Consider the following 26,527-nt stretch of genomic DNA (forward strand, 5'->3'; position numbering starts at 1 on the left):
GGATATAAGGTCTTTATGCTTATATCCGCCCGTTTCGTGTTCAATCCATCGGAATGGCACCCGCATGTGCTAGCCGGGGGTTGGTGTGCTTTCCGGGTGAGTAAAAACAGACCACGATGCCCGGTATGTGCTGGGCAAATGAAGAAAAACGGAACCACATCCAAAGGCACAACCAGGTGGCGGTGCAAAGACCCGAACTGCGGCAGCTCCACGACACGAACTCGCACCGATCTCACGCAGGCCCGCAACTTTAAAGCCTTCGTCTCTTATGTCACCTCCACAGCGACGTTGTCTGAACTCGCCGGGCAACAAAGGGTGAGTCGTTGGACACTTGATCGCCGATTCGAACCGTTTTGGCTCATCGACGTCCCCAACGACGGTGCCCCGCAGCGCGTCTACGATCAGATCTTCATCGACGGCACCTACACCGCGGCTGGCTGCCTACTTGTGGCAGCCAGCCGCGACCACGTCATTGCGTGGCACTGGACCAAACACGAAACAGCCCACGCATACACGCAGCTACTTCGCAAAATCGCCGAGCCACTCTGCGTCGTCCTCGACGGCGGACAAGGCGCACTCACCGCGATTAAAGCCTGCTGGCCAAACGAGATGATTCAGCGTTGTCTCGTCCATGCACAACGCGTCATTCGCCGCTACACCACCTCACGGCCGCGCACCGACGCCGGCAAAACCATCTACGCACTGGCGCTGAAACTAACCCGTGTCACCACGCTCGAACAGGCACGGGAGTGGACGCTACGTCTGCACGACTTCGGTCAGGTATTCAAAACATTCCTCAACGAGAAAACACCCGTGCCAAAAGAACGCCGAACGCCCAATAACCAGTGGGAATGGACTCACATGCGGGTACGCAAAGCCTACAACTCACTGCTGCACCTCTCGCGCAACAATTGGCTGTTTACTTACCTTAAGCCACCACCGAATGCGCTTGATCCTAACCGCTGGGCTTCAACGACAAACAGTCTTGAAGGCGGCATAAACGCCTAGCTCAAACGCATCGCCGATGCGCACCGAGGCAGGTCTGGGGAACGCCAACGAAAAATGCTCGAGTGGTACCTCCACACCAAAAAGCAACTGCCTGACGATCCGCTAAATATCGCCAGGCAGTGCAATTATGGCCAAGATCAACTCGCCAAAGTCAACGATCTTGCCGAAGAAGACCACAACAAAGCCGACCAAGAAACAGGCCGACCAGCCTTCTACGACAACGCTATCCCAACCGAGTACGAACACTCGATAGGAATCAGAAAAGACCCCATGAAGTAACTAACCGTGTACCCGCCCCGCAACACGCCGAACGGACACACATTCTGCTACTTAACCCCCGATGCAGTCAAGGACTCGATCGGGTGGCCACGGCGGAGCGGCGTAGATAATTCTGCTGCGAGAGAACGCTCGCTGTTTAAACGTACTTCGACAAACTCAGGCCGGGAAGAACGAGGTCAGAGAAGAAGGCGCTAATTTTCTTTACCCGCTCGACAACAGCAGCGATGGTCTCGCCTAGTTTGCCGAACGAAGAACTGTGGAAAGAAGAGCCATCGGCTGCAGCGTTGTCGCCCGAAGGCTTCTTTTCTGGGGCCCCATGGTCAGATGGTTCAGCGTTTTCGGAGGCACCGTCGAATGCCACGGTGAGATCAGAGTTGGCATCGTCAAGCGGCTGCCCCACCGGGTACTTGCCCAAGAAAATGTCGGAGCCCGTCTGGGTCAGCGAGGTGGGGGCATCAGTTGTGGCGTAGGACTTGCCGGTTTCCGGCACCAAGGGCTCAGTAAGCGTGAAGGTAGAGATTGCGGCGTCATCGCCAGACAATTCAACCGGCTTGTTCTTAAGCGGGCCCGAGGCGCCCGTAAGTTTATAATCTGCGGTGATGGTGGCGTTTTGGCCTGCTACTTCTACCTTGATATCCGAGAATGTGAGATCGACGCCGTAGGAACCATTAGGGCCGAAGCCTGGATAGCCTTGAATCTGCACGGATCCCTGAGTGCCAATAGTGCCGTTTCCCTCAGCATCCAGTGTGGTGTAGGCCGCATCGACTGGGAAGGTGAAGTCCTTTCCTACCTTCTCCGCGCCGTCGGTGGTATTGATTATGCCTTTGGCAAGCGGGTTGGTGTCCACGTGGTGAATGAAGGATTCCTTGATGGGCCAGTTCAATTGGCCGGATTCCACGGCGGGGACATCGGCCGGAGCCTCATCGGCAGAGGCTACCGGTGCGGTGACGGCGCCGAGTGCAACCGCTCCAACGGCGATGACGGATGTTGTTTTCATGAATTTCTCCTCTTGAGAGCAGTGGTGAAGCTTCGCCTAAAATATTAGGCTAGCCTTACCTTAATTGGAAAATTAGAAAAAGTAAATCAGTGGCGCTTATCAAGCTCGGCGAAGATTCCCGAGTTGAAAGCGAATGCGCGCTGCGCCTCCGAGAGCAATGCCTCGCGCTGCTCCGCAGTCAGCATGAGACTGTCTAGGCGTTCGCGATAGCCCTTGCGGTACGGCGGAATCTTGCCGATGGCACTGAAGTCATAAAAGTTCAGTGCATCCGGTTCGATGTCATAAAGCGTGCCGAGGCGCGCGGCAATCACCTGGCCGCCGGAGATATCACCGAGATACCGAACATAGTGGTGGGCTACCACTTCTGCCGCACTGCCGGATACCTCTTCTAGGCGGGCAACGTAAGATGCCGTGGCCGGCAGGATTCGGATCTTTTCGCGCCAGTCGCTACCGACGAGCGTCGCCAAATCCGCCTCCAGAGCGAAGCGCCGCTCAAGGCGGGGATCAGCCACCGCACCGGCGATTGGAGTATGCGCCACACTGCGGACTGCATGCTCCAGAGCCTCATAAACAAACCACAGCTGGCCGCTCAAATCGGCTGCGGCCTCAGCGCTCAGCTGGCCCGACATGAGCCGCTGCATAAACGCAGAACCCTCCGCGTTCTCGTGAGCGTGGGCGGTCTCCTCGCGCAATGCGACGGATAATGGTTTCTTGAGTGTCACAGTCACTGACTTCCTCCAAAGTAATGCTTACCTAATCTCTAGATATAAAAGTAAGGTTAGGCAATCCTTATTTACAAGGCTTGTGGGGAGAAATCAACCAAAAGAACTAACTCCCCACCCCCGCCAGCAGTGCTCACGGTATTAGGATGCGGCTGCCGGCACGGCGCACTTAGCTAACCCCTATTACCGGTGGAGAAGAGCACGAACGCTCTCAAGGGCGCCTGACTTTATAAAGGCCTGCCCAAGAATGGCAAACATGCTGCCAATGGTTGCTACGCCCAAGATGTAGTTCCACACCTTGGCAAAGCTAGAACCGGAGGGAGTGTCCTTCTCTGGCTTATCAGTTCCCGGCTTCTTAGACTCCGAAGATTCAGGACTCTTTGGGGTCTCCGGCTTCTTCGGCGGTGCCGGGGTCTGCGAGGTCGCTGGTGGCTGACTCTGTGGCTTCTCTTCCTTTTCCGGCGAAGCTACCGGCGGCTCCGGAGCAGGCTCATTCTGCGGCTTTTCCTGATCCTGCGGCATTTCTTCCTTCTTCTGGCCACAACCAGAGGAAACCTTGAGGGTTAGGTGGGCGTCATCAAGCTCAGGCTTGTTCTCCGAGCTATACATGCCCATGAAAAGTTGGTCTACGCCCTCGACTTTTCCATCTCTTGTTCCCTGCTGCTCCTTGTACCGCACATCGCTGGCGGAAAGGGTGAGTGTATCGCCCTCCTTGGTCCATTGCGCCGTGCCGTGGCCAAAGATCCCATCCCCGGTGCGCTTATTGGCGTCGATGTGGTCGTCCTCGGTGTATTGAAGCATATTCTTACCCTCTACGTGATAGACCTCGTAGCCGGAACCGAGATGGGCTTTATTACCGGAGGTCTTGATGAAAGGTGCCACAACCGTGGAATGTAGAGCGCCGTGGTGACCGGTGAACGTAATCGAGGAGTCTTTGCTTTCGATATTGGACGACACCACATTGCCCTCCTCATCCACCGTTATCGTAGAGGTTTCAGGATCGACCTCGAAGCCGAAAGAGAAATCCTTCCCCTTAGGATCACCGGTTTGCGTCACTGGGCCACTAGTGGACCAATCACCAGCAGCGAAACCGGTTTTGAGGTAGGAACGCCACGAGTACTTAATTCCCCAGTTCAAAGAACCGGATTCGATGGTGCAGGTTTCTTCCGCAGAAGCGTGTGGCACGGTGAGTGCGGTCGCCGCGAGAGCGGTGACCACTACTTTCTTAAACATGGAAATCCTCCTATTTGTGTGAGAAGAGTGGGTTGATGGTGGGCGTTGCACGCTGCGGGTGTACCCGCAGCCCCTCGACGGATATCGGCCAGCCATACACTTGAGACAAGGTAGGACTGGTAAAGACCTCATCTACGCGCCCTTGGGCTGCTAATCCCCCGCACGCCAGGCATACGAGATGATCACAATATGCTGCTGCCGCATTGAGGTCATGCAGCACCACGAGGACGGCGACGCCTGCCTCGCGGGCAAGGGCTTTTACTGAGCCCAACAGTTGTTCTTGGTGCCGGATATCCAGCGCGGCCGTTGGCTCATCGAGCAAGATAACCGGGGTATTTTGGGCAAGCACACGTGCGAAGGCCGCGCGGGCGCGCTCACCGCCAGACAGCGTGCTGATGTCTCGGCCTGCTAAGTGCGCGACGCCGGCGGTATCGAGGGCGGCGTCAATAAAGTCATCGTCAAGGTCTGTGTAGGCAGTTCCTTCCCACGGGCGGCGCCCCATCGCAACGACATCGCGGACGAGGAATTCGAAGGACACCGAGACGTCCTGGAGCATCACCGCACGCGTGCGCGCGAGCTCTCGCGCTGGCGCCTTGGGCGATAGCCCACCCACGGTGATCTCGCCAGAATAGTCGAGGTCTCCGGCGACGGCGGCAAGTACGGTGGATTTACCGGCGCCGTTCGGGCCGATAAGCCCGGTAACTTCGCCCGCTTGGGCGGTAAAGGACACTTGGTCCACCAGGGTGTGCTCCCCCACGCGAACAGTTAAGTCTTTGACGTTTATCATCAGTGCACTCCTTTGCGCATCATGCGCCGTAGCAGGATGAAGAACGTGGGACCGCCCACCAGCGCGGTGAAAATGCCGATGGGAAGATCCGCAAAAGGAATCATCGTGCGCGCTGCCACGTCAGCGAAACCAATGAGCACAGCACCGCCAAGGGCGGAAGCCGGCAGCAGGATGCGGTTTTCTGGTCCGACGATGCTGCGCAGCAGGTGGGGAACGATAAGTCCCACAAAGCCAATGAGGCCGGCGAAGGAAACGGCCGCTGCAGTCAACACTGCCGATGCCACGATCGCCACGATGCGCAGCCGCGGCACGTTCACACCGGTATGCGCGGCGGCGCGCTCGCCGAGCGCGAGGACGTCTAACTGCTTACCCAGGCGCAAGGCCACTGCGAGACCAACCATCACGATGGGCAGTACCGCCCACAGGTGTTTCCACTGTGAGCCGTTGAGGGAGCCCATCTGCCAGAAGATGATCGCTTCACGGTTGGCGGTCGGCGCTAGGTACACCATGAAAGAGATAATGGCGTTGCATACCGCATTGATGGCGACGCCGGTGAGAATCAGGTGCACCACGGCCACCCGTCCGTTGTGGCGCGCAAGCTGATAGATAATGAAGGTAACCAGCAGCGCGGTCAGGAAGGCCGCAGCGGGAACGGTAAAGGTACCGAAGAACTCGATATTAAAGACGATGATCACGGCCGAACCAACGCCCGCGCCGGAGGTAACGCCAATAATGGAGGGTTCTGCCAAGGGGTTGGCAAATACCGCCTGCATCAGCGTGCCGGCAACGCCCAAGGCCGCGCCCACCACGAGCCCCAAGACCAAACGCGGTAGGCGGATGTCCCACACCACGCTTGCGGTCAAGGAATCCTCCCCGTGGCCAGCTGCCAAAATGGGAAAGAGATCAGACAGCGGTACATAGTATTGCCCCAGCACGACGGAGATGATCGCCGCGACAACGATGAGGATCCCCAGCAGTACGAATACCCGAGTGCGCTGCGTGCGTCGGCGCGCGAAGGTGTCCGGGTCTTTACTCATTGTCCGGGTCATACACAGCCTTTGCTAGCTTCACCAGCGTTTGCCCAGTCATGGGACCAAATGCCAACGACTGGCCGTCCGGAATGGTCACGATGCGCTTCTTTTGGCCGGCGGTGGTTTGAGCAACGCCGGGCCGCTCCAGCAAGCCGTCAATTCCGCCGGTGGATTCCAGGCCATTGGTCATCATGATGATCACCTCTGGATTGATGCGCGCCAGCGCCTCAGCATTAGCGGGTTCCGCATAGGAAAGGTTGTTTTCTGCAGCCAGATCCACACCGCCAATGCCTTCAATCAGATCTTGCGCACCGGTACCATCACCCATGATGAAGAAGACGCCACCGTTTCCGCGTGCGTAAAGGAACGCCATGCGCATTGGATCATCGGGAACCAACTTCTTGATGGCTTCCTTTGCCTCGTCGATTTCCTTGGTGGAACGATCCGCCAGCTCGCGTGCTTCATCGGGCAGGCCGAGGGCATCGCCAAGCGTGGTGATGTCCTCACCCACCGAATCGATCGTGCGCTCAGGTTCCATCACCACGGTGGTGACACCCGCCGCGCGGATTTGATCGATGGCATCGCGCGGGCCAATGGAATGGTCTGCAATGACGAGCGTCGGCTGCAGCTCCAGCACCGCCTCCACGTTGATGTTGTGGCCACCTTCGGTCACCACCGGGAGATCCGCCAGGTTGGGCTCGGTAGAAGAAACTGTGCGACCGACGATATTATCCGCAAGCCCCAAGCCGCTAAGGGTATTGGTGTAGGTGCCATAGATATCCAAAGCCAGGATGCGGGAGGCATCGGTGACGGTAACGTCGTTACCATCGGCATCGGTAAGCTCCACCGGAAGCGCCGGCTCTGCCTTATCAGTAACCGGTTCGATTTCGTCAAAACCTTTGACGTCACTGACACCTTCAAAAGACCTGGGATCCGAGAGATCAGCGGGATCCGGTAGCTGATCGGTATAGCTTCCCTGCACACCGCACGCGGTAAGACTGAAGATGCACAGGAATGGTACGAGGAAACGAAGAACGAGTTTCACGGCAATCTTTCTAAGAGTTGTTCATGACAAGCCGGCTGGTAGAGCCACCGGCGATGATCAATCCGACGATGAAGAGCAGTAGATAGGCGGTCGGATTATCTAGGCTCCCGCCGGGAGACGTCGCGGACTTGACCTGGAATTTGTTCGATCCGTCCTCGTATCCCTGCCCCGAGTCACCGGCTAGCACTGGATCCCCGGCCCCGGCATGAGCGCCGCCCTTGGAACTAGGGGTTCCCTTTCCGTTTCCGCCTGCGCTAGATCCACCGGATCCGCCGGATCCAGAACCGGAGCTAGAGCCTCCACCACCTGATACGGCGCCGCAATCAGCGCTTCCACCCAAGGTGGCGTGGAAGCTCAACGGGTCCAGCTGGGTGCCTGGTTCATAGAACTCAGCGAGTGCCTGGGAACCGGCTTCAGAAAGCGATACCGCAGCTTCACCGGACACGGTGTCCGTGCCGATGTCGAGGGATTTAAAGTTCAAGGTGCCAATAACAGTGCGTCCAAAGTCTTTCTTCTTCCCTTCCATATTGGAAGAGCGCACGTCAGCGATAAGCTCGCCAGAATTGCCGTTAAAGGTGATTTCCAGGTTGGCGATGTTGAGGTCCAGCTTGCCGTGGTGCCCGGTGAACTGCATGCTTCCGCCATATTGCACGGAGCCCGCGCCATCTTTTACGGCACCGGAGTTGCCCGTGAATTGGAAACGCCCATTGTCATAGCCAACACCAGAGAGATCCCATCGGCCCTGGGCAATGGATCCGGTGATATAGGACTGGAAGGATTTCTTTAAACCCCACTGAGCGGTGGCTTGAGTAACACCAGTAGCCTCACAGACGGCACCGTCCCCGCCAGATCCTCCCTCGCCCGAATTACCTGAGATCGGGGCGCCAGAGCTCGCAGATCCAGAGTGCGCAGGACCAGAAGCCGCTGTTTTGCCAGCACCTGAGGCACCGCCGCCTCCACGCGAACCAGAGTTGCTCGGTGATGAATTTTTCGATGCAGAGTTAGTAGAAGCCGAGTTTCCTCCAGTGGAGTTCGACGTACCCGAAGTAGAGCCACCCGAATTCGAGTTCGATCCACCCCGGTTATTGAAAGACTCCAACTCATCCAGGAACGCCTGGGTATTGCCCATAAACGTAGTAATCCCGTTCATCGTGTCATTGGTTTCAGACAGGATGTCCATAGCTTCCTTGTTAAAGCCCGTGAAGGAACCCGTAATGGAGGTCAATGGGCGCTCCCCACCGGAACCGGAGCCAGAACCGGATCCAACGCACGAGCCGTCGAGCGCAATGCTGCCGGAGGACGGATCTAAGGCTTCGCCCGGCTGGTAGAAGCCGGTAAATAGCTTGGCCCCGCCGGAAGTCAGAGCGGTAGATCCAGACAAATCAACCTTCCCGGCACCATCTTCGACGGGGTTGGCCAGATTAATGGTGGCGATTACCTCATCATTGCCTTGGATCTTTTTACCGCGGCTGAGGTCTTGGCGGTTCATCTCATAGGAGACGTAGTCCACGGAAATCTGTGCTTGCTTTCCAGAGGCCTTGACCTTGAAGTCCGACATCGTCATGTCCAAGACCCCATCGTGGCCGGTAAAGCTCAGCGTTCCATTGAACGGAATCGTGACGTTTCCACCAGACGCATCGGGCTTTCCTGGGGCAAAGACGAACGCACCATCGCCCTGTTCGTCGCCTGTAAAGCCAATGCCATTGGCACCCCATCCACCGTGGGCGATATTGCCCTTGACGTAGCTACGGAATGATTGCTTGATGCCCCACTTCCATGTGCAGGATTCATCTGCGTGGGCCACTGGAGCAGATGACAAAAGTGGGGCGAATGCCGCGACGAGAAATGCGGCGACGATGCTGCCGAACGCCGGCTTCCACAGTTTTCCAATCATATTGAGAACCTTGTTTTCGTGTCTAGAAATGAAATAGGCTACGCTTGCATTAGTTAGGTAAGTGTATCCTTACCTAACTCCTTCTGATTGTCAATAAACCACCCCTACAAGAAGCAAAGAATGCAAAACGACCCCCGCAAAGACATCTTCACCAGCATCTATCCAGATGTGGATCCCACACAGAACTTCCCACTCACGTTCGGTGAACGCTTGTCCTTAGCTCTTTCCGTCGGCGTATTTATGTTCGGCGGCGTAAGCGGCAACCTGCTCATCGCCGGTATCGGCTTGGCCTTCGTGGTCGCCTGTTCCTTGGTACTTGCCCGTAAAACGCCACGCCGCATCCGCGCAGAGGCCCGTAGCCGATTCCCACGGGAACCGTGGGCCGAACAACCCAGCTTCCTCGTGCCCGCCGTATGGATCCTCATCGCAGTAGTCGCGGCCCTGGCGTGGTGGTTTACCCCCGTGAAATACCTCGCGTGGAGCGCGGGCATTATTGCTGTCATCGCGGCCATCGCAACGTGGTTCCTCCCCACCCTGCAGCGCCGCCGCGCGCGGTCTGCACGCGCAAAGCAAGACGCGTTAGCTACCCCAGCGCCCCAAAGCTCCCTGGCGGGTTAAGTAGCAAAAAGTGTGTCTGAGTTACAGTGATCTTGCTGCTCAGGATGGGTAAATCGGGCGGATATAAGGTCTTTATGCTTATATCCGCCCGTTTCGTGTTCAATCCATCGGAATGGCACCCGCATGTGCTAGCCGGGGGTTGGTGTGCTTTCCGGGTGAGTAAAAACAGACCACGATGCCCGGTATGTGCTGGGCAAATGAAGAAAAACGGAACCACATCCAAAGGCACAACCAGGTGGCGGTGCAAAGACCCGAACTGCGGCAGCTCCACGACACGAACTCGCACCGATCTCACGCAGGCCCGCAACTTTAAAGCCTTCGTCTCTTATGTCACCTCCACAGCGACGTTGTCTGAACTCGCCGGGCAACAAAGGGTGAGTCGTTGGACACTTGATCGCCGATTCGAACCGTTTTGGCTCATCGACGTCCCCAACGACGGTGCCCCGCAGCGCGTCTACGATCAGATCTTCATCGACGGCACCTACACCGCGGCTGGCTGCCTACTTGTGGCAGCCAGCCGCGACCACGTCATTGCGTGGCACTGGACCAAACACGAAACAGCCCACGCATACACGCAGCTACTTCGCAAAATCGCCGAGCCACTCTGCGTCGTCCTCGACGGCGGACAAGGCGCACTCACCGCGATTAAAGCCTGCTGGCCAAACGAGATGATTCAGCGTTGTCTCGTCCATGCACAACGCGTCATTCGCCGCTACACCACCTCACGGCCGCGCACCGACGCCGGCAAAACCATCTACGCACTGGCGCTGAAACTAACCCGTGTCACCACGCTCGAACAGGCACGGGAGTGGACGCTACGTCTGCACGACTTCGGTCAGGTATTCAAAACATTCCTCAACGAGAAAACACCCGTGCCAAAAGAACGCCGAACGCCCAATAACCAGTGGGAATGGACTCACATGCGGGTACGCAAAGCCTACAACTCACTGCTGCACCTCTCGCGCAACAATTGGCTGTTTACTTACCTTAAGCCACCACCGAATGCGCTTGATCCTAACCGCTGGGCTTCAACGACAAACAGTCTTGAAGGCGGCATAAACGCCTAGCTCAAACGCATCGCCGATGCGCACCGAGGCAGGTCTGGGGAACGCCAACGAAAAATGCTCGAGTGGTACCTCCACACCAAAAAGCAACTGCCTGACGATCCGCTAAATATCGCCAGGCAGTGCAATTATGGCCAAGATCAACTCGCCAAAGTCAACGATCTTGCCGAAGAAGACCACAACAAAGCCGACCAAGAAACAGGCCGACCAGCCTTCTACGACAACGCTATCCCAACCGAGTACGAACACTCGATAGGAATCAGAAAAGACCCCATGAAGTAACTAACCGTGTACCCGCCCCGCAACACGCCGAACGGACACACATTCTGCTACTGGTGCTGTTGCAAAGTTGGGGCAGTAGAAAGACCGGCGTGAAATAATCAGAGCCATGGGCATCTTCTCCGGTCGGCATTTCCCCCGTGACATCATCCTGTGGGCGGTGCGGTGGTACTGCCGCTACGGCGTGAGCTACCGCGACCTCGAAGAAATGATGACCGAGCGGGGTGTGCCAGTCGATCACACCACGATCTACCGCTGGGTGCAGAAATACGCCCCTGAGCTGGATAAGCACACTCGCTGGTACCGGCAGGTACCCGACTGGCAGGCCCGGTCCTGGCGGGTGGATGAGACCTATATCCGGGTCGGCGGCACGTGGTGCTATCTCTACCGGGCTATTACCGCCGGTGGGCAGACCTTAGACTTCTACCTCTCACCAAAACGGAATGTGGCTGCGGCCAAGCGTTTCCTGGCCAAGACGCTGCGATCGAATACGACAGCCGGGTCCCCGCGGGTCATCAACACCGACAAGGCACCAGCTCTGGCCAAGGCAATATCCGAGCTGAAGGCGGAGGGAATCTGCCCTCAGATGGTGGAGCACCGGCAGGTGAAATACCTGAACAACGTTCTCGAGGGAGATCATGGCCGACTTAAAAGAATCCTGGGACCGAAGGGGGCGTTCAAAAACCGAATTTCCGCCTACCGGACGTTGAAAGGGATGGAAGCGATGCATTCATTACGGAAAGGTCAGGGCACGATGTTTGCTTATGGGCACCCCAATCCGGACGCGGTGATCGTCAACCGGGTCTTCGAGACGGCCTGAGAACGCCGGCACGCAGCGGCCATCAGGAAATGAGAAACTGGGTCGTCTCGGCTCTCCGCCCAACTTTGCAACAGCACCAGAAACGACATGCCCCGAAGACGCGAAAAAGGCAGACCATACCCCTGTTCACCAAATTGTGTGAACTTCACACGAGTTTAGATGATTTCACACACCACTTCACATTCGTAATTTATCCTCTGACCTGCTATTATCCCCTATTCCACACATTTCACATGTTTTCCAGTATTGAGATATAAGAGCATAAAGCAGCTACCTCTATATAGGTGGTACCGCATAGCTACATACGGCTATATAAAAAGTTTTGTTGAAAATCGTGTAAACGTGTGAAATGGCCTTTTCCTACCCGCCTACCTGGGAAACACCTTCACAAACATTGTGTGAAATCGTGTGAGTTCACATGTTAAGTCGTGATTTCACGCGATTATTGAACGTATCCACCCATAATTATGATAGCCAACCACTTATAATCACATCTTCACCCCTTAACTGTGCCTAGAAACATATTGGCACTAATCTAGACACGGATTAGACAAGGTGGTTTAAGGTGCTTTGCCCGATGCCTCACCCTTGTGGGCGAACCGCTTACCCTTCCCCGCTTTCTAGGCGTCTACCTTCCACTCGATTCCCACCGTCTTCGGGTCGAACCGCTTGCGCCCTACTACCGCTTTGTAGAGTCGAACCTCCATGAGCGCGTCTATGATTGCCCGCTTTGTCACCAGCGAACTGTCCCTAAATCCCGCCGCTGGGTCTTGCATCCCTGTTAACACCGATTGCGTTGCCTCTGGCAGCATCTTAACCTGTTGCCGGCGCAGACCGTCGATAGCAGCCTGAGCCTTATCACGCTTGCGCTTTAGGTCCCGTGCGGTGATTAAATCTTCATCGAAGTCAGACTCAGCACCCTTAATCCTGGCCCCTAGGTCCTTTATCTGCTGCTCTATAGCCTTCGATTCTTCCGTCGGCTCCTTCCTTGCTACCAGCGCCTCCACCACGTCTTCGCGAGATAGAATCTCATCTACAACCGTACAGACCAATCGGTCTATAGGCTCGCGGGTGCGGGAGATACCACATTGCCTGCACCGGTACCTCAGACCTAATGTGGTCATATGGTGGCCGCATTCGCCGCAGATATAAAGACCCGAACCTAGTCCGGCCCGCCCGCTTCGGTTATGCCTCCTCTTATCACGCTTGGGGTCGCACAAGATATCAGAGACAGACCACCACAAACTCTTATCCACAATAGGTTCCCAGAACCCGGTGACACGCTCGCCGTCGGCATCACGGGCAATATGCATCCTTTTACCCGGTGCCGTATCAGACCCGGCACCCCTATGCTCTGGCCTCTTCTTCGCGTCTTCGGGCATATGTACCCGGTACCCGGCATAGGTTGGATTAGATCCAACTCTTAGAACCATATGATGTGTCCACTTGGTCTGCTTCGGCTTCGGTAGCAGCTCCATATCACGCTCTGCGCGCTTTTCATTGCGCTGTTGCCATATCAGTATCCCGGGCGGTGTACACGGGGCAAGCCACGGCACCTCTTCATCTCTACCCGCTTCGCCATTGAGTGCGCGCACGATATCAGCCATAGACACCCCTGCCTGTATAGCCCTGTAGATACCGCGCACCGTCTTAGCCCTATCCTCTATAACTTTGTAGTCATTGTCATAGCCATAGGGCGCGGCCCCGCTGGGGCGGCCTCCTTTTTGCGCCTTCTGAAGTATTGCGCGCTTTTGCCGCTCAGACTTGCGCTCAACTTGTTTACTGGTAAACGCACCCATAAGACGCGACAAAAATCGGCCGTCATCATTGCTCAAGTCAAGTTCGCCGTTGCACGTTGCTAGGTGCAGATTCGCATATTTAGCCCGCCCTAACCATTGCTCCATCTGCATAGGTTGTCGGGTAAGCCTGTCGAGGTTATAGCAAACAATAGTGTTAAAGCGACCCGCTTCGTAGTCTTCCTCCATGCGGTTGTACTCACGGCGCGTTACGTGTTCCTTACTTGCGCTCACCGAGTTGTCGACATATTCATCTACTAACTCCCACCCTTCCCGTTCAATAAGCGCCATGCAGTCCTCCCGCTGACGCTCAATACCGAGGCCGTTGTTTTCTGCATCGAGGCTAATCCTTAGGTACATCACTGCTTTTCGCGTCATTTTAACCATCCAATCTTGTGATGTTGCGCACAAAATGTGCCTTTTCTGATGTGTCTTTGTACCCCATCTTACCGGAGAAGGGGGTGCGGATGACGCGGCGCAAGGGCGGGCCGTCGACGCTTTCGATTACCGGTGATTCCGATTTCATCGCTGACCTGCACGCCAGCATCAGCGAAGAGAAACCCTTGGATTCCGTGGAGAATATTTTCTTCCGCGGCGGGGCCACGGCTCGCCCTGCCGCGATGACGAATATCATCATCCAGCTCGATGAATTAGATGAAATCCTCGACGGTGGAGGCGAGGAAATTACGCTGCGGTTGACCAATGGGGCCGAAATCAGCGGTGCCAAACTGGTGGAAAAGCGCCTTGCCGACTGCGGACTTGTCACGCTCGTCCATCCCTATGAGGGACCGGTGAACCTGTATCGCACCTCGCGGCATGCCTCGGACAAGCAGCGGCTGATGGCGAGCGCGGAAAACCCCACGTGCCCGTGGGCCGAGTGCAATTATCCGGCAGATAAGTGCCAGATTCATCATCTGCGGGCGTGGAAACACGGCGGCGAGACCAATATGGCGAATCTCAGTGTGGCGTGCCCGTACCACAACGGCGTCAATGACGATGACCCGAACGCCCCGCCGGTGCGCGGCCGGTTAGCGCGGCGGCGGGGCCGAATAGTCTGGGTCCCGCCGTGGGCCAATTCAAGCTGAAGACCCTGCCCTCATTTTTTGGGCGGACGCTTCCCAGATCACACGGCTTTCCCGCACAGTGCGAGTCGGTGAAGCATTTCTAGGCTTGGAGGAGGGAGCGGCCGAAAAAGTCGGAGTCATCAGCGACGCCGGGCAAAGCATAAAAATAGCCACCACCATAGGGTCGGATATAGTCCGCTAGGGGTTCACCTTCGAGGCGCTTTTGCACCGTAATGAACTGACGCTCCAAGTCCTGCTGGAAGCAGATAAAGACGAGACCGACATCGAGGGTGCCGTTATCGCGCACGCCATTGTCGTAGTTATAGGCGCGGCGCAGCATGAGCTGGTCCGCGGTTTCTGGCGTACGCGGATTCGCCAGGCGAATATGCGCGTCGGTGGGAATGACATCGCCGGTGGCATCGTCGAGGTAGTTGGGCTCGGCATATTCGTCGCCACCGGAAAGCGGGCCACCGGTTGCACGGTCGCGGCCGAAGATTTGCTCCTGCTCAGCAATGGAGATGCGATCCCAGAATTCCGTATACATAGCGATGAGGCGAACCACCATATAGCTGCCGCCGGCGGCCCAGTCCGGCTCGTCCGTACCGGCCCAAACCAGCTTGTCCTGATCCTTTTCGGCTGGATTGACGATGCCGTCTTTAAACCCAAGGTGGTTGCGCTGGGTGCCAGACGGCCGCGGTTCATTCATATAACCGTTTTGGCGCCAACGCACGGCCACATCTCCACGGGTGTGCCGCAAGATATCGCGCAGCGCGTGAATGACGGTGTCGTGCTGGTCGGCGCAAATCTGCAGGGCGAGGTCGCCGTGGCATAGCTCCTCCTCCAACGTGTCATCGGCGAAAGCCTGCATGGAACTTAAGTGGACGGGTTTGTGGGGTTTAAGACCGAAGCGGTCGTCGAAAAGCGAATTGCCCACGGCGAGGGTAATGGACAAACTATCGGTGGGAAGCTGCGGTCCTAGCTCCCCGGAATCGCCGGCGGGATAGCCAATGCCATCGGCCGCAGTAGCGCCGCCGGAGGTAAGAATGCGGGCGCGCTCAGTCACGGTGCGAAGCAACTTCTCTAAGCGCGATTTCTCGGTGAACTGTACATCGAGGGCGACGACCTCGGAATACTTTTGGGCTGGGGTCACGATCCCCTGCTGGTGCTCGCCGTGGAAAGGAAGTTCGAGCGGAGCGTCCGCCTCGTTGCGCGGCGATGGAGAAGCATGGTCAGCAGCGCCTTCGCTTCGCTTAGAGGAACCAAAGGAAGAGCCCGCGAGGCTGGACTGCGCATTGGCAGCTGCTGCCGGGCCAGAAAGCGCGGCGGTGGCCGCGAGCCCAGAGAGGAACGAGCGGCGGGAAAAATCAAACGGGCAGGGCACTAATCCATCCTTCTAACTACGGTCATCGTGGCGACAGGGGCAAGCAGTTCATTGGCACGCGCGACGGCGGACTGCACACGCATCCGGTCCTTCTGGGACCACTTATCAAAAGCGGTGTCATATTTTTCATCGAACTTCGTGGCGAGCTTGTCAAGCTCATCCAGCTGCTCATAGATGGGCGAGGTATCGAGCCCACGGCCCTCGACAAGGGAGCGGACGGCATCCAGCGTCAGCCGGGTTGAAATAACGTCGCCCCGCAGCGCGGTGGGCAGGGCATGGGCGCCGAAATCGCGTTCGGCGCGCATATCGAAGCGCTCGAATTCCTCCATTACTTCATGGGTGCGCAGCCCGTAGTCGGGGGCGGGAATGGCGAAATGGGAGGTATCGAGGGCGCGGGCGGTTTTATCGACGGCGTCGGCAAGCGCGCGGGCAGGCTTCGCCGCATCCTTGACGGGGCGCCTGGACCACAGCAGCTTTTCGACGTCCATGTATCCCTCCAAGCCGGGCCCCGGCCACATCTCGCTGGAATCGTCGAAGGATCGGTAGGTCTCGAGGTAGTCAAGGTAGGCCGCTTGGGCAGCGCGGCGATCTTTCGAGGTGGCTTTAGCAAGAGCGTGGGCTTTCTTCTGTAGCTCGGGCACACGCTTTTTCTGCCTGTCCGCTTGCTGAATGGCCACGGCCGCGACCTCGCGGTCAGTAATGGGGACCATCTTGGGAGCATCGGTGATGGTGGAACCGGTGACCGCAAAATCATCAGATTTCACGGCCGAATCATTGTGGAAAACGCAGGTGAGGTGGTATGTGCCGTCCTGCAGTTTCGGGGCCCAGGCGCGCTTGGCTGGGGTGCCTACACGCTCGAGGACCTGGTAGGCGTTGCCCGCATCATCTGCCACGTAGACGGTGAGCGCAAGCCCCGAGGTGTTATAGACCTTCCACGATGCCTGCCCCTGTACCTTCTCCGGCGTAGGACATGAATACACGTCGCGCACATTCAGCTGTGGTTCTTTCGGCTTCGTGCTTTTGCTTGTCGACGCCGCCGGCCGCGAGTCTCGCGAGCTAGACGAGCTAGAACCGAGAGAGCTCAAGGAGCTTTGGGCGACGGCAGTAGGAGCTATGGCCGCGATGGCAAGCACCGCGGCGGTGGCAAAATGGAAGGTTTTCATTGATTAAAACGGGAGGTTGGGCAATGGCGGGAGCTTAAAATCTTGCAGCTTCTTCAGATCTAGGCCGGGGTGGCCATTCATGTACCAAGCAACAACCCCTGCGCCGACGCCCAGAGCCGTAAGGATAGCCGCAATGATACCGCCCTTAGAAGAACCAGCGGAAGAACTGGAACTCGAATTATCGGGCTTATTCGCACCGGGCTGTGGCTTCGCATCTTGGTGCAGCTTGGTGATGTCGGGAACGCCCTGTTCGGTGACCTTGGGGTCGTCCATGCCCTCGACGACGTCCTTGAGGTTGGTGCCGGCGCGGGAGGAATTATCCACCTTTTCAATGGAGGCGTAGTCCTTGGCCACGGTACCGTCGGTCTCGTTCAAGAAAAGCTTCGGGGCCTTGTGGGCGGCGTTGAAGTCAAACATGTTGTTGAGCTCGCCGGCGCGCTCGTCAAAGGCAATGCCCCCTAGACGGCCGAGTCCCCAATTGTCCTGAATGAACTTGGTGACGGAAGTCTGCTCGGTGTAAGTGGAGTCGATGTGGTTAGTCTTCGCGTATGGGGAGATAACCAGCAAAGGCTGGCGGGTACCCGGCCCGCACTGGCCGTCCTTTCCGCCGGCAACGCCTACTTTTGCTGCGGCGGCGGTGCAGATTTCTTTGTCCTGGTGCGGGTCATTGGAACCATTGCGGATTTCTGGGGCCTTGTGGTCGTACCAGCCATCGGAGTCATCGTAGGCGATAACGACCGCGGTGGAATCCCACTCTGGGGAATTTTGCAGCTCATTGATGTAATGGGTGATGAAGGCCTGCTCGTCTAGCGGGTTGGAGTAACCGGCGTGTCCGTCTTGGTAGTTGGCAGCCTTCAGGAAGGACACGGCCGGCAGGTTGCCCTGCTCCAGAGCGGTATCGAAGTCCTGCAGATCGTACTGGTGATTGGCGCGGTCAGTCTTGCCGATCATGTCATCGCTCGACGGCGCCAAGTGGTGCGGATTCGCGGTGGAAGCGTAGTACTGGAACGGCTGGTGGTGCGGGTTATAGTCCGTCTTGTTCTGGCCGGTCAGCGTGGTGTGGGAGGCGCCGCAGCGTGCGCGAGCGTCGTCTGTAGCTTCCTCGGTTGGCCGGAAGCCGCCTTGGAACCAGCCCCAAGTGACGTCCTTGTCATTGAGCTGGTCACCGATGTTCTTGGAGTGCATCGCGGTGACCTGGTTGGTGCCGGCGGAAGAGTTATTCGAGCAGTCGTCGTAAAGCGGATCTGGGTCGCCGACAACAGTGGCGGTCTTGCCATCTTCGGATACCCCAGCGAGGGCGTGGTTCTTGCCAGGTTCGATCTTCTTCTGCTCGCCCGTGGCTGGGTCATGCATGGTCCCGCCGGCCACGGTTCCGGAAATCAGATTCAGCGCGCCTGGGGTGGATGGGCCGAAGATAGTGGAGTAACTATTGTCGTTCATCGCAAAGTTTTGCGCGTAGTTCCACATTCCGGTGACGGTATTGCCGTCGTAATAGCCCATAGTCATGCCTGGAACGGCATAATAGCCGTTGGAAGACTTATCGATGTCGGTGGATACAGTCTCCGGGAACTTGTCCATCTTGCCGCCGTTGTATGCGGCCTGCTCATCGCCGTAGTGGTGATTCTGGTCCGTAGTTACTGCATGGTCTGGCCCGATGCGGAAAGGCTTGACGGAGTTGGGGTTCTTGTTCCCCATTACGCCATCATTTTCGAGGTTTTTCGCCTTGGGGGTGTCTTTCTTGGCGGTAAATTTTGGGGCGTCCTTGTCGCTGCCCTGCAGCTTTTCGCCGTCCTTATTCAGGGCGTTTGGGTAGGTGCCAAAGTAGTGGTCGAAGGAAATATTCTCCGAGTAAATGACAACGACGTGTTCAATTGGGGTCGTGGTGGCTGCCTGGGCAACGCCGGGGACAAGGGACGTAGTGGCGGCTGCGGCGGCGCAAAGGGCCACAGCGCGAGAGCGAAGCTTCATTAAAAATCCAACCTTGGTCAAGAATTTGCGGGGCAGGTCGAAAGTGGCTGTGGCTCACCAGGCGAGTCATCGGTCGCTTTCGAATCGAAATTTAACGCCGCCAAAACACCGACTGCAACTAGATTAAAAGGGCGTCCCCGGCCGTGGGGACGCCCTATAGAAGCAGCTCACTTTGAACTTTTGCCGGCCGCACCCCGGGAGCCGTTAACGAAATGTTAAGAATCTATTCGGCTCCACTTTGCCAATAGGGGGTACGGGGTTAATCGTCGGCGTCGGTAGACAGCGCAGCCACGAAAGCCTCTTGCGGCACCGAGACGGAGCCCAGCGTCTTCATGCGCTTCTTACCGGCCTTCTGCTTCTCCAGCAGCTTGCGCTTACGGGAGATATCGCCGCCGTAGCACTTGGCCAGCACGTCCTTGCGCATGGCCCGGATGTTCTCGCGGGCAATGATCTTCGAACCAATGGCCGCTTGCACCGGCACCTCGAACTGCTGGCGCGGGATGAGCTCTTTAAGCTTCTTGGTCATCTTATTGCCGTACCACTGGGCGGAATCGCGGTGGACGATGGCGGAGAAGGCGTCGACCGGGTCGCCGTTGAGCAGGATATCGACCTTGACCAAGTCCGCGAGCTGCTCGCCGGCCTCTTCATAGTTCAACGAGGCGTAGCCCTTGGTGCGGGACTTGAGCATATCGAAGAAGTCGAAGATGATTTCACCAAGCGGCATGGTGTAGCGCAGTTCCACGCGGTCCTCGGAAAGGTAATCCATGCCGCCCATCTGGCCGCGCTTGGACTGGCAGAGCTCCATGGTGGGGCCGACGAATTGCTCGGGCACGATGACGGTCATCTTCACCACCGGCTCGTAGACCTCGTTAAGCTTTCCTTCCGGCCAGTCCGACGGGTTGTGAACCCACTTTTCTTCGCCGTCTTCGGCCACCACGCGGTAGGTCACCGACGGCGCGGTGGAAATTAGGTCGAGACCGAACTCGCGCTCCAAGCGGTCGCGGGTAATTTCCATATGCAATAGGCCCAAGAACCCGCAGCGGAAACCAAAGCCGAGGGCGACGGAGGTTTCGGGCTCGAAGGTCAAGGAGGCGTCGTTAAGCTGCAGCTTTTCCAAAGCATCGCGCAAGTCTGGGAAATCGGCCTGGGAGATGGGGAAAAGGCCGGAATAGACCATTGGGTCCGGGTCCTTATAGCCCTTAAGCGGAGTTTCGGCGCCGCCGTTGGACCAAGTGACGGTATCGCCCACCTTGGTCTCGCGCACGTCCTTTACGCCGGTAATGAGGTAGCCCACCTCGCCGGGGCCCAAGCCTTCACACTTTTGCATCGTGGGGGACACGATGCCGATTTCGAGCAGCTCGTGGTTAGCGTTGGTCGACATCATGGTGACCTTCTGGCGCGGGGTGAGCTTGCCATCGACCATGCGGATATAGGTGACAACGCCGCGGTAGGTGTCATAGACGGAGTCAAAAATCATGGCGCGGGCCGGCGCATCCGCGTCGAACTCGGAGGACGGCGGCGGCACCAACTCGCAGACCTTGTCCAGCAGCTCGACCACACCCTCGCCGGTCTTGCCGGATACGCGCAGGACCTCTTCTGGCTCGCAGCCGATGATATTGGCGATTTCCAGCGCGTACTTTTCCGGGTCGGCGGCCGGCAGGTCGATTTTATTGAGGACCGGGATGATTTCCAGGTCGTTTTCCATCGCCAGGTACAGGTTGGCAAGGGTTTGGGCTTCGATGCCCTGGGCGGCGTCGACAAGCAAGATGGCACCCTCACACGCCTCGAGGGCGCGGGAGACCTCGTAGGTAAAGTCCACGTGGCCGGGGGTATCGATCATCTGGAGGACGATCTGCTCCCCTTCGTCCGGACCGGACTGGGGTACCCAGGGCAGGCGTACGTTCTGCGCCTTAATGGTGATACCGCGTTCGCGTTCGATGTCCATATTATCGAGGAACTGGTCACGCATATCGCGCTCCGCAACCACCTTGGATAGCTGCAGGATGCGGTCCGCCAGCGTCGACTTGCCGTGGTCGATGTGAGCAATAATGCAGAAGTTTCGGATTCGGGCGGGATCCGTAAACGTCGTGGCCGCAAAGTTTTCAGACATACGTCTACAATAGTCGACATGAAAAGCGCCATGCTCACCCGACTGCGCCAAGCGCTGGGAATCAGCGAGCGCGAGCCTATAGACACCGGCCTGACCCGCATTAATTCCCGGTTGGGGCTGGATAGGTCGGACGAGTTCCACGAGCCGCGTAAGGCCGCTGATATCCGAGTCGAGGCCACCGCCTCTCACCCCCGCTCCATATTTTTCTCCCCCGATATGGATGGCCAGGCTGATTCCGGCGAGGTGGTCTGGGTATGGGCCCCGGCCGAAGGCAAGCAGGCCCCGCCGCGTGAGCGCGCCATCCTGGTTGTCGGCCGCACGCGCAACACGGTGATGGGTTTGCTTATCTCCCCCAACCCGAAGCATGCGCTTGACGACGCCTGGCTGGAAATCGGCGCCGGCGAGTGGGACGAATCCGGGTGCGATTGCTGGGTGCGCCTCGACCGCTTGCTGGAGGTTTCCGAAGAGCAGGTGCGCCGACAAGGCACACTTTTTCCCGAACGCCGGTTCGAAAGAATCGCGAATAGGTTACGCGCGCGCTACCACTGGGCCTAACCAGTCGCACAGACGGCGACCATGCTGAGAGTTTTGGCAGGTCGGGTTCGGTACTGCTATTGTATGTTGGTTACTTACTTGCCGGGCGCGTTGGTCGGGGCGGGCAGGACCTTGGGTTCGCTCTTCGAATACCAGCGCCGAGCGTGCCAGCGATTGCTGGCCGCGGGAATAGTCCGAGCAGGTCGGTTTCTATGTCAATCACTTTCGATTACTAAGAGGTATCTTTTCATGGCAAATATCAAGTCCAAGCAGAAGCGCGTTATCACCAACGAGAAGGCACGCCGCCGCAACAAGGGCGTTCGCTCCGCCGTCCGTACCGAGATCCGCAAGTTCCGCGAGGCCGTTGCCACTGGCGACAAGGCTGCAGCTGAGAAGCAGCTGCGCGTGGCATCTCGCGCCCTGGACAAGTCCGTGTCCAAGGGTGTCTTCCACCGCAACACTGCAGCCAACAAGAAGTCCGGCATGGCTTCCGCGTTCAATAAGATGGACTAAGAGCCATTGCACTGACAATCCCCCCGGTCGCACTCTACGGAGCGCACCGGGGGATTTTCTTAGCGTAGACCCGAGCAGTGAGGCTTAGGCCAGTTCGTCGTTGAAATAATCTTCGAAGATGGCGCCGGCGTTGCGGAAGGCTTCACTAAGCGACGTTCCTCCACGGGTTTCCACAAAAATCTCGAAGGCGGTCAGAAACTGGGTGTGGATGATGTTGACGGTCGGCGTGAGGCGCGGATCGGAGGATTTCCAACCCTCACGGGCCTGCACGGCTTGGCGGAGGCGCTCAATAGTGCGGCTATTGCGCTGGTAATACAGGGCACGCAGCTTCGTATCCTTAGCTAGTGCCTTGGCCGTCAGCTGGGAAATTTCGGGGAAGAACTCATCACCCACGGCGCGGTCAAATACGGCTTTGGCCACGATTTCAGAATCTTCGCGCAGGCTTCCGGTGGGCAGTCCGGCGGCGAAATTCTGAAATTGGTGCTCTAGTTCCTCCGAAAATTCGGGACCTAAAACTGCCGATTCTTTGTCTTTTATGTAATTAAAAAGGGTACGGCGGGAAACGCCTACCTTTTGGGCGAGTTCCTCCATAGTAAACCCGCCGTATCCGGCTTCGATGACGAGGTTGAGCGCAGCGACTCGGATTTGTGATATACGCGGCATAAATGCCCCTTTCTGTCCCGACGCTCTAAGGGCCTTACTTTCGTTTTCTAAACCCTTAAATCTTTAGGTGAAAATGGTATTTCCCTACAAACTAAGGCGTTTGGGGTGATTTTATTACCTAATATTCGACTATGGAAACAGCCGTGCGCACGGGAAGAATTTACTACCGGCATGGCCGTACGTTTAGGCCCGTCATAGAACTATTTAACAAAGCTGTGATGTTAGACAACCAAAGTACCTGTACGGCCAGCCCTCCGCTCCAGTTATCCGCCCGCACGTTCGAAAGCCCAATGGTGCTCGTGTCGGGTAGGGCCGCTAAGATGAGTCAACGATGAAAAACGTTAAGCCACTGGTGAAATGGGCGGGCGGAAAGCGCCAGCTCTTGCCACATATCCACGCCGCCCTACCGGCGGATGTCCCGCGGCGGTTTTATGAGCCCTTCATCGGTGGCGGCGCGGTGCTTTTCTCGCTCCAACCAGCAAGCGCACGGGTCAATGATCTCAATGCTGAGCTCATCAACCTATATGAGGTGGTACGCGGCGGCGTCGACGAGCTCATTGCAGAACTCGTGAGCTATCCCAATGAGGCGGAGTTCTTCTATGCGCTGCGCGCAGTGGACAGGGATGCGAAGCGGTTTGCCGCCCTCTCCCCCATCGAGCGTGCTGCACGAACGCTGTATCTCAACCGCACCTGCTATAACGGTCTGTATCGCGTGAATACGGCAGGTCAATTTAATGCGCCGTTCGGGCGCTATAAGAATCCCACCATTTGCGATGAAGACACGCTGCGTGCGGTGCACCGCTATTTTGCGGAAAATGAGGTGATCTTTTCCCAAGGCGATTTCGCCGCAGCGGTGGCAGAAGCAGGCGAAGGCGATTTTGTCTATTTCGACCCGCCCTATGACCCAGTCAATGTGACGAGCTCGTTTACCGGCTATCAAAAGGGCGGCTTTGACCGCGCGGAGCAAGAACGGCTCAAAGAGGTCTGCGATGAGTTGGACGAACGCGGGGCAAAGTTTCTGCTGTCGAATTCGGCCACCGAGTTCATCCGAGAGCTCTATGCGGATTATGAGGTAGGCATCGTGGGGGCAACGCGGGCGATCAATTCCGTCGCTTCGAAGCGCGGCAAGGTCGATGAGGTACTGGTGCGCAATTATGAGGTCAGCGGTGACTAGCGGGCCGAAGGCGCACGCGGGGCGGGAGCTGCAGGAGGAGCTGCGGGCACGTTTTGGCGTTCCGGAGTCGGTGAAGCTAGGCGTTAATGACTGGGGTTGGCTGCGCATCTTGGCGGCTGGCTACGGCGAAGAATTGGAACGGCGCGGGTATTTTTTCATCAGCGCGCGGGAAGTAGAGAGGATCTCTGCTCGGCAGCCACGGTTGATGGCCAAGCATGATTTTTCCACCTCGCGGCCTTGGATCTTTCAGCGCCTGCAGCTCGGCATCGTGCCGGTAAGCCGCAGCGAATACTTGGTGGGTCGGTTCAACCTCTACGAGAAGTTTCCGCAGGCACAGCGCGGGGAGGTACGTACGCTGCAGCTGCCAGCGGGTCTAGATACCCTCTCGTTGGAGGGGGTGAGCTCGGAGGCGGTGGCGTTAAATGGGGCGTCGGCAAGCGGGATGCTAGAAGATTTTCTGGCCTGCGGGCCTTTGCAAGCTACGGTGGCAGGCCGCATGTCCACGCGCGAGATGCAGGTGCGGCTACCGGACCTGGGCGTGGAGGTGGCGGTGGACCGCGCACAGATGGAAATCGACGGCGGTTTTGAATCGCTCGAGCATCTAGTGCTGGTGGAGGCGAAAAATCACCTTTCGGATGATTTCAATATCCGGCAGCTCTATTTTCCCTACCGGCGCTTCCAACAGCGCCTGGCAAAGGAAGTGGTGCCGGTCTACCTGGTGTATTCCAATGGCATTTTCCATTTATACCGCTATGAATTTAGGGATCCGGCCGATTTTCGCAGCATTGCGCTGGTCGATAGCGCCCGCTACGCACTGTCGGCCTCGCACCTGGATGCGCAGGCGGCGCTGAATATCGTTCGGGCGGTGGAGCCTGAGGCCGAGCCGGAGGTGCCCTTTCCGCAGGCCAATAACTTTGAGCGGGTGGTCAACCTCTTGGAGCTCATGGCGCTGCAGCCGCTGAGTAAGGCAGAGATTACTCAGCGCTATGATTTCGATCCGCGGCAGGCGGACTATTATGCCAACGCCGCGCGCTACCTGGGGTTGGCGGTGCCGGTGGATGAGGCCTGGGAGCCCACCGAGCGCGGGAGGAGAATTATCGAGCAGCCGCAGCGCGATGCCCGAAATGCGGCGCTTATACGGACGTTGGCGGCGCGGCGGGTATTTCGCGAGGTGCTCGAACTCAGCTTGGCTCGCGGCGCGGTCGCCAGCACCGCGGAAATTATTGCGGCGATGGATGACCTGGGCCTGAGCTTAGCGACGTCCCGGCGGCGCGCCTCCACCGTCGCCCGCTGGACCCAGTGGGTGCTCGACACGGTGGCGGAGGGAATGCCGCGGCTGTTTTAGTGCAGGAGGTTCTGCGCGCCGGAGACAATAAGGACGATGCCGGCGATAATGAAAAACAGGCCCGAGCCGATATCGATCCACGGACCAGCGGCGATGAGCTTGCGGCGCACGGCGTTGGTAGAAATTACTGTGGCAACGACGAGGAAAAAGAGGAAGGCCGAAAGCGATAAGGACAGCGTCAACCCGATGGCCAACCAGATGGGAGGGCTGGCGGGAAGCAGCGGGGCGATCATCGCGGCGAGGAAAAGCACGATTTTCGGGTTGGACATATTCGTGGCTAATCCGACCTTGAAGGCAGAGCGTAGGCGCCCGAGTTGCGCGGCGGCGTCTTCCAGATCCACCGGCGGGTTGGCGCGCTGAGCGATGCCGCTGCGCAAGGCGCGCGAACCCATAAATACCAGGAAGCAGCCGCCGATGGCCTGTACCGCGCCGAGGATTTCTGGGAAAGCCGTCAGCAGCGCTGCGGCGCCGAAAACGGTGGCGGTGCACCAAAAGAGCACGCCGATTTGGATGCCGGCGGCTGCGGCTATGGCGTGGCGCCGCGAGCGGGTGGCGTAGCGGGTCACCAAAATAATGTCGGGTCCGGGCGAAGCAACGCCCACCAGATTCATCAACAAGAGGGTGAAAAAGGACGTCCAGGTCACTCCCCTGCCTCGCTTTCTAGGCGCGGGATGAGGTCCTCGCGGCCAAATATGCGGGCAGACTCCAGCGCGGAGGGATGGCCGGCGGCAGGGTCGGCGTGGGCGGCCAAGAGGGCGTCGATGACCGCATCTTCCTTTTTGAAAATGGCACCGGCCAGGGGTGATTGACCGCGGTCATTGAGCAGATTAACGTCCGCGCCGACGCGAGCAAGTGCGGTAACCAGCTCGGCGTGGCCGTGATAGGCCGCGAGCATGAGGAAGGACTGGCCGTCCTGGTTCACGAGGTCAATATTTACGCCGTGGTCGATATAGGCCAGGAGGTCCAAGCTGCCCTCGCGTGCCATGTCAAAGAGCCGACCGGCGAATTCCTGCACTTGCGTCTCAGACATAGCTTCTAG

Annotated in this window: 21 protein-coding genes and 3 pseudogenes; 9 read left to right on the forward strand and 15 right to left on the reverse strand. The window is 57.8% G+C overall.

Annotated elements, in window-relative coordinates; genetic code table 11:
- The first annotated feature begins 96 nt into the window (after positions 1–96).
- Positions 97–1,287: pseudogene (locus tag ACLI1M_RS08995) on the forward strand (IS1249 family transposase).
- 136 nt (positions 1,288–1,423) lie between these two features.
- Here ACLI1M_RS08995 and ACLI1M_RS09000 read toward each other — a convergent pair.
- From ACLI1M_RS09000 to ACLI1M_RS09030, 7 genes are all read right to left on the reverse strand, one after another.
- The gene (locus tag ACLI1M_RS09000; protein WP_316328749.1) at positions 1,424–2,284 is read right to left on the reverse strand and encodes an HtaA domain-containing protein; all 861 of its coding nucleotides are present in this window, start codon (positions 2,282–2,284) and stop codon (positions 1,424–1,426) included.
- A gap of 86 nt (positions 2,285–2,370) precedes the next feature.
- Positions 2,371–3,012: a heme oxygenase (biliverdin-producing) gene (locus ACLI1M_RS09005; RefSeq protein ID WP_408918517.1), complete on the reverse strand. Its 642-nt coding sequence runs from the start codon at positions 3,010–3,012 to the stop codon at positions 2,371–2,373.
- A 177-nt stretch (positions 3,013–3,189) separates the two neighbouring features.
- Complete coding sequence (locus tag ACLI1M_RS09010; protein ID WP_316328751.1) at positions 3,190–4,239, reverse strand: HtaA domain-containing protein; 1,050 nt, start codon at positions 4,237–4,239, stop codon at positions 3,190–3,192.
- 10 nt (positions 4,240–4,249) lie between these two features.
- Entirely contained in the window at positions 4,250–5,026 is a 777-nt protein-coding gene (locus ACLI1M_RS09015; protein WP_411706526.1) for a heme ABC transporter ATP-binding protein, read from the reverse strand.
- Entirely contained in the window at positions 5,026–6,075 is a 1,050-nt protein-coding gene (locus ACLI1M_RS09020; protein WP_396335065.1) for a FecCD family ABC transporter permease, read from the reverse strand. Before ACLI1M_RS09020 ends, ACLI1M_RS09015 begins: the two co-directional genes overlap by 1 nt.
- Positions 6,056–7,102, reverse strand: coding sequence for a hemin ABC transporter substrate-binding protein (locus ACLI1M_RS09025; protein ID WP_238800689.1), 1,047 nt, complete (start codon positions 7,100–7,102; stop codon positions 6,056–6,058). The genes ACLI1M_RS09020 and ACLI1M_RS09025 overlap by 20 nt, the downstream gene beginning before the upstream one ends.
- A 10-nt stretch (positions 7,103–7,112) precedes the next feature.
- On the reverse strand, positions 7,113–8,996 hold the full coding sequence (locus tag ACLI1M_RS09030; protein ID WP_316328754.1) for an HtaA domain-containing protein: 1,884 nt from the start codon (positions 8,994–8,996) through the stop codon (positions 7,113–7,115).
- Between the two features lie 120 nt (positions 8,997–9,116).
- Between ACLI1M_RS09030 and ACLI1M_RS09035 the strand changes: the two genes are divergently transcribed.
- The 3 genes and pseudogenes from ACLI1M_RS09035 to ACLI1M_RS09045 all read left to right on the forward strand — a co-directional run bounded on the left by ACLI1M_RS09035 (position 9,117) and on the right by ACLI1M_RS09045 (position 11,777).
- The gene (locus ACLI1M_RS09035) at positions 9,117–9,614 is read left to right on the forward strand and encodes a hypothetical protein (protein WP_411706527.1); all 498 of its coding nucleotides are present in this window, start codon (positions 9,117–9,119) and stop codon (positions 9,612–9,614) included.
- A 155-nt stretch (positions 9,615–9,769) separates the two neighbouring features.
- Positions 9,770–10,960: pseudogene (locus ACLI1M_RS09040) on the forward strand (IS1249 family transposase).
- 106 nt (positions 10,961–11,066) lie between these two features.
- A complete protein-coding gene (locus tag ACLI1M_RS09045; protein ID WP_070515977.1) occupies positions 11,067–11,777 on the forward strand; it encodes an IS6 family transposase in 711 nt (236 codons plus the stop codon).
- A 620-nt stretch (positions 11,778–12,397) separates the two neighbouring features.
- Here the strand turns inward: ACLI1M_RS09045 and ACLI1M_RS09050 are convergent.
- Complete coding sequence (locus ACLI1M_RS09050) at positions 12,398–13,951, reverse strand: recombinase family protein (protein WP_411706528.1); 1,554 nt, start codon at positions 13,949–13,951, stop codon at positions 12,398–12,400.
- A gap of 62 nt (positions 13,952–14,013) precedes the next feature.
- On the opposite strand from ACLI1M_RS09050, the pseudogene ACLI1M_RS09055 reads away from it, so the two are divergent.
- Positions 14,014–14,658 (forward strand): annotated as a pseudogene (locus tag ACLI1M_RS09055) (HNH endonuclease signature motif containing protein); the annotation flags it as partial.
- Between the two features lie 79 nt (positions 14,659–14,737).
- Here the strand turns inward: ACLI1M_RS09055 and efeB are convergent.
- The 4 genes from efeB to lepA form a co-directional block, all read right to left on the reverse strand.
- Positions 14,738–16,018 carry an iron uptake transporter deferrochelatase/peroxidase subunit gene (gene efeB / locus ACLI1M_RS09060; RefSeq protein WP_411706529.1) on the reverse strand — a complete coding sequence of 427 codons (1,281 nt, stop codon included), beginning with the start codon at positions 16,016–16,018 and terminating at the stop codon, positions 14,738–14,740.
- Complete coding sequence (locus tag ACLI1M_RS09065; protein WP_248099582.1) at positions 16,018–17,181, reverse strand: EfeM/EfeO family lipoprotein; 1,164 nt, start codon at positions 17,179–17,181, stop codon at positions 16,018–16,020. Before ACLI1M_RS09065 ends, efeB begins: the two co-directional genes overlap by 1 nt.
- A gap of 3 nt (positions 17,182–17,184) precedes the next feature.
- Positions 17,185–19,149, reverse strand: coding sequence for a phospholipase C (locus ACLI1M_RS09070; protein ID WP_023020961.1), 1,965 nt, complete (start codon positions 19,147–19,149; stop codon positions 17,185–17,187).
- Between the two features lie 259 nt (positions 19,150–19,408).
- Entirely contained in the window at positions 19,409–21,259 is a 1,851-nt protein-coding gene (lepA, locus tag ACLI1M_RS09075; RefSeq protein ID WP_023020960.1) for a translation elongation factor 4, read from the reverse strand.
- 18 nt (positions 21,260–21,277) lie between these two features.
- On the opposite strand from lepA, the gene ACLI1M_RS09080 reads away from it, so the two are divergent.
- Both ACLI1M_RS09080 and rpsT read left to right on the forward strand, forming a co-directional pair.
- Positions 21,278–21,814: a type II toxin-antitoxin system PemK/MazF family toxin gene (locus tag ACLI1M_RS09080; RefSeq protein WP_248099579.1), complete on the forward strand. Its 537-nt coding sequence runs from the start codon at positions 21,278–21,280 to the stop codon at positions 21,812–21,814.
- Between the two features lie 228 nt (positions 21,815–22,042).
- The gene (gene rpsT / locus ACLI1M_RS09085; RefSeq protein WP_023020958.1) at positions 22,043–22,306 is read left to right on the forward strand and encodes a 30S ribosomal protein S20; all 264 of its coding nucleotides are present in this window, start codon (positions 22,043–22,045) and stop codon (positions 22,304–22,306) included.
- Positions 22,307–22,390: 84 nt separating this feature from the next.
- Here rpsT and ACLI1M_RS09090 read toward each other — a convergent pair whose 3' ends face one another.
- Positions 22,391–22,969 carry a TetR/AcrR family transcriptional regulator gene (locus ACLI1M_RS09090; RefSeq protein ID WP_023020957.1) on the reverse strand — a complete coding sequence of 193 codons (579 nt, stop codon included), beginning with the start codon at positions 22,967–22,969 and terminating at the stop codon, positions 22,391–22,393.
- Between the two features lie 331 nt (positions 22,970–23,300).
- Between ACLI1M_RS09090 and ACLI1M_RS09095 the strand changes: the two genes are divergently transcribed.
- Together ACLI1M_RS09095 and ACLI1M_RS09100 are read left to right on the forward strand one after the other, a co-directional pair.
- Positions 23,301–24,143 (forward strand): DNA adenine methylase, encoded by an 843-nt coding sequence (locus tag ACLI1M_RS09095; protein WP_023020956.1) that lies wholly within the window; start codon positions 23,301–23,303, stop codon positions 24,141–24,143.
- Positions 24,136–25,488 (forward strand): type II restriction enzyme, encoded by a 1,353-nt coding sequence (locus tag ACLI1M_RS09100; protein WP_248099578.1) that lies wholly within the window; start codon positions 24,136–24,138, stop codon positions 25,486–25,488. Before ACLI1M_RS09095 ends, ACLI1M_RS09100 begins: the two co-directional genes overlap by 8 nt.
- Here the strand turns inward: ACLI1M_RS09100 and ACLI1M_RS09105 are convergent.
- On the reverse strand, positions 25,485–26,132 hold the full coding sequence (locus tag ACLI1M_RS09105) for a LysE family translocator (protein ID WP_248099577.1): 648 nt from the start codon (positions 26,130–26,132) through the stop codon (positions 25,485–25,487). The genes ACLI1M_RS09100 and ACLI1M_RS09105 overlap by 4 nt on opposite strands.
- A complete protein-coding gene (locus tag ACLI1M_RS09110) occupies positions 26,129–26,518 on the reverse strand; it encodes an ankyrin repeat domain-containing protein (RefSeq protein ID WP_023020953.1) in 390 nt (129 codons plus the stop codon). Before ACLI1M_RS09110 ends, ACLI1M_RS09105 begins: the two co-directional genes overlap by 4 nt.
- Positions 26,519–26,527: the final 9 nt, after the last annotated feature.

It is taken from the genome of Corynebacterium sp. LaCa54 (assembly GCF_046717495.1).
GTDB classification, from domain to species: domain Bacteria; phylum Actinomycetota; class Actinomycetes; order Mycobacteriales; family Mycobacteriaceae; genus Corynebacterium; species Corynebacterium kefirresidentii.

Excerpts from the sequence above, each read along its gene's own strand:
- ACLI1M_RS09000 (WP_316328749.1), bottom strand. The coding sequence starts at position 2,284 with ATGAAAACAACATCCGTCATCGCCGTTGGAGCGGTTGCACTCGGCGCC.
- ACLI1M_RS09010 (WP_316328751.1), bottom strand. The coding sequence starts at position 4,239 with ATGTTTAAGAAAGTAGTGGTCACCGCTCTCGCGGCGACCGCACTCACC.
- ACLI1M_RS09015 (WP_411706526.1), bottom strand. The coding sequence starts at position 5,026 with ATGATAAACGTCAAAGACTTAACTGTTCGCGTGGGGGAGCACACCCTG.
- ACLI1M_RS09020 (WP_396335065.1), bottom strand. The coding sequence starts at position 6,075 with ATGACCCGGACAATGAGTAAAGACCCGGACACCTTCGCGCGCCGACGC.
- ACLI1M_RS09030 (WP_316328754.1), bottom strand. The coding sequence starts at position 8,996 with ATGATTGGAAAACTGTGGAAGCCGGCGTTCGGCAGCATCGTCGCCGCA.
- ACLI1M_RS09035 (WP_411706527.1), top strand. The coding sequence starts at position 9,117 with ATGCAAAACGACCCCCGCAAAGACATCTTCACCAGCATCTATCCAGAT.
- ACLI1M_RS09045 (WP_070515977.1), top strand. The coding sequence starts at position 11,067 with ATGGGCATCTTCTCCGGTCGGCATTTCCCCCGTGACATCATCCTGTGG.
- ACLI1M_RS09050 (WP_411706528.1), bottom strand. The coding sequence starts at position 13,951 with ATGACGCGAAAAGCAGTGATGTACCTAAGGATTAGCCTCGATGCAGAA.
- ACLI1M_RS09065 (WP_248099582.1), bottom strand. The coding sequence starts at position 17,181 with ATGAAAACCTTCCATTTTGCCACCGCCGCGGTGCTTGCCATCGCGGCC.
- ACLI1M_RS09070 (WP_023020961.1), bottom strand. The coding sequence starts at position 19,149 with ATGAAGCTTCGCTCTCGCGCTGTGGCCCTTTGCGCCGCCGCAGCCGCC.
- lepA (WP_023020960.1), bottom strand. The coding sequence starts at position 21,259 with ATGTCTGAAAACTTTGCGGCCACGACGTTTACGGATCCCGCCCGAATC.
- ACLI1M_RS09080 (WP_248099579.1), top strand. The coding sequence starts at position 21,278 with ATGAAAAGCGCCATGCTCACCCGACTGCGCCAAGCGCTGGGAATCAGC.
- rpsT (WP_023020958.1), top strand. The coding sequence starts at position 22,043 with ATGGCAAATATCAAGTCCAAGCAGAAGCGCGTTATCACCAACGAGAAG.
- ACLI1M_RS09090 (WP_023020957.1), bottom strand. The coding sequence starts at position 22,969 with ATGCCGCGTATATCACAAATCCGAGTCGCTGCGCTCAACCTCGTCATC.
- ACLI1M_RS09095 (WP_023020956.1), top strand. The coding sequence starts at position 23,301 with ATGAAAAACGTTAAGCCACTGGTGAAATGGGCGGGCGGAAAGCGCCAG.
- ACLI1M_RS09110 (WP_023020953.1), bottom strand. The coding sequence starts at position 26,518 with ATGTCTGAGACGCAAGTGCAGGAATTCGCCGGTCGGCTCTTTGACATG.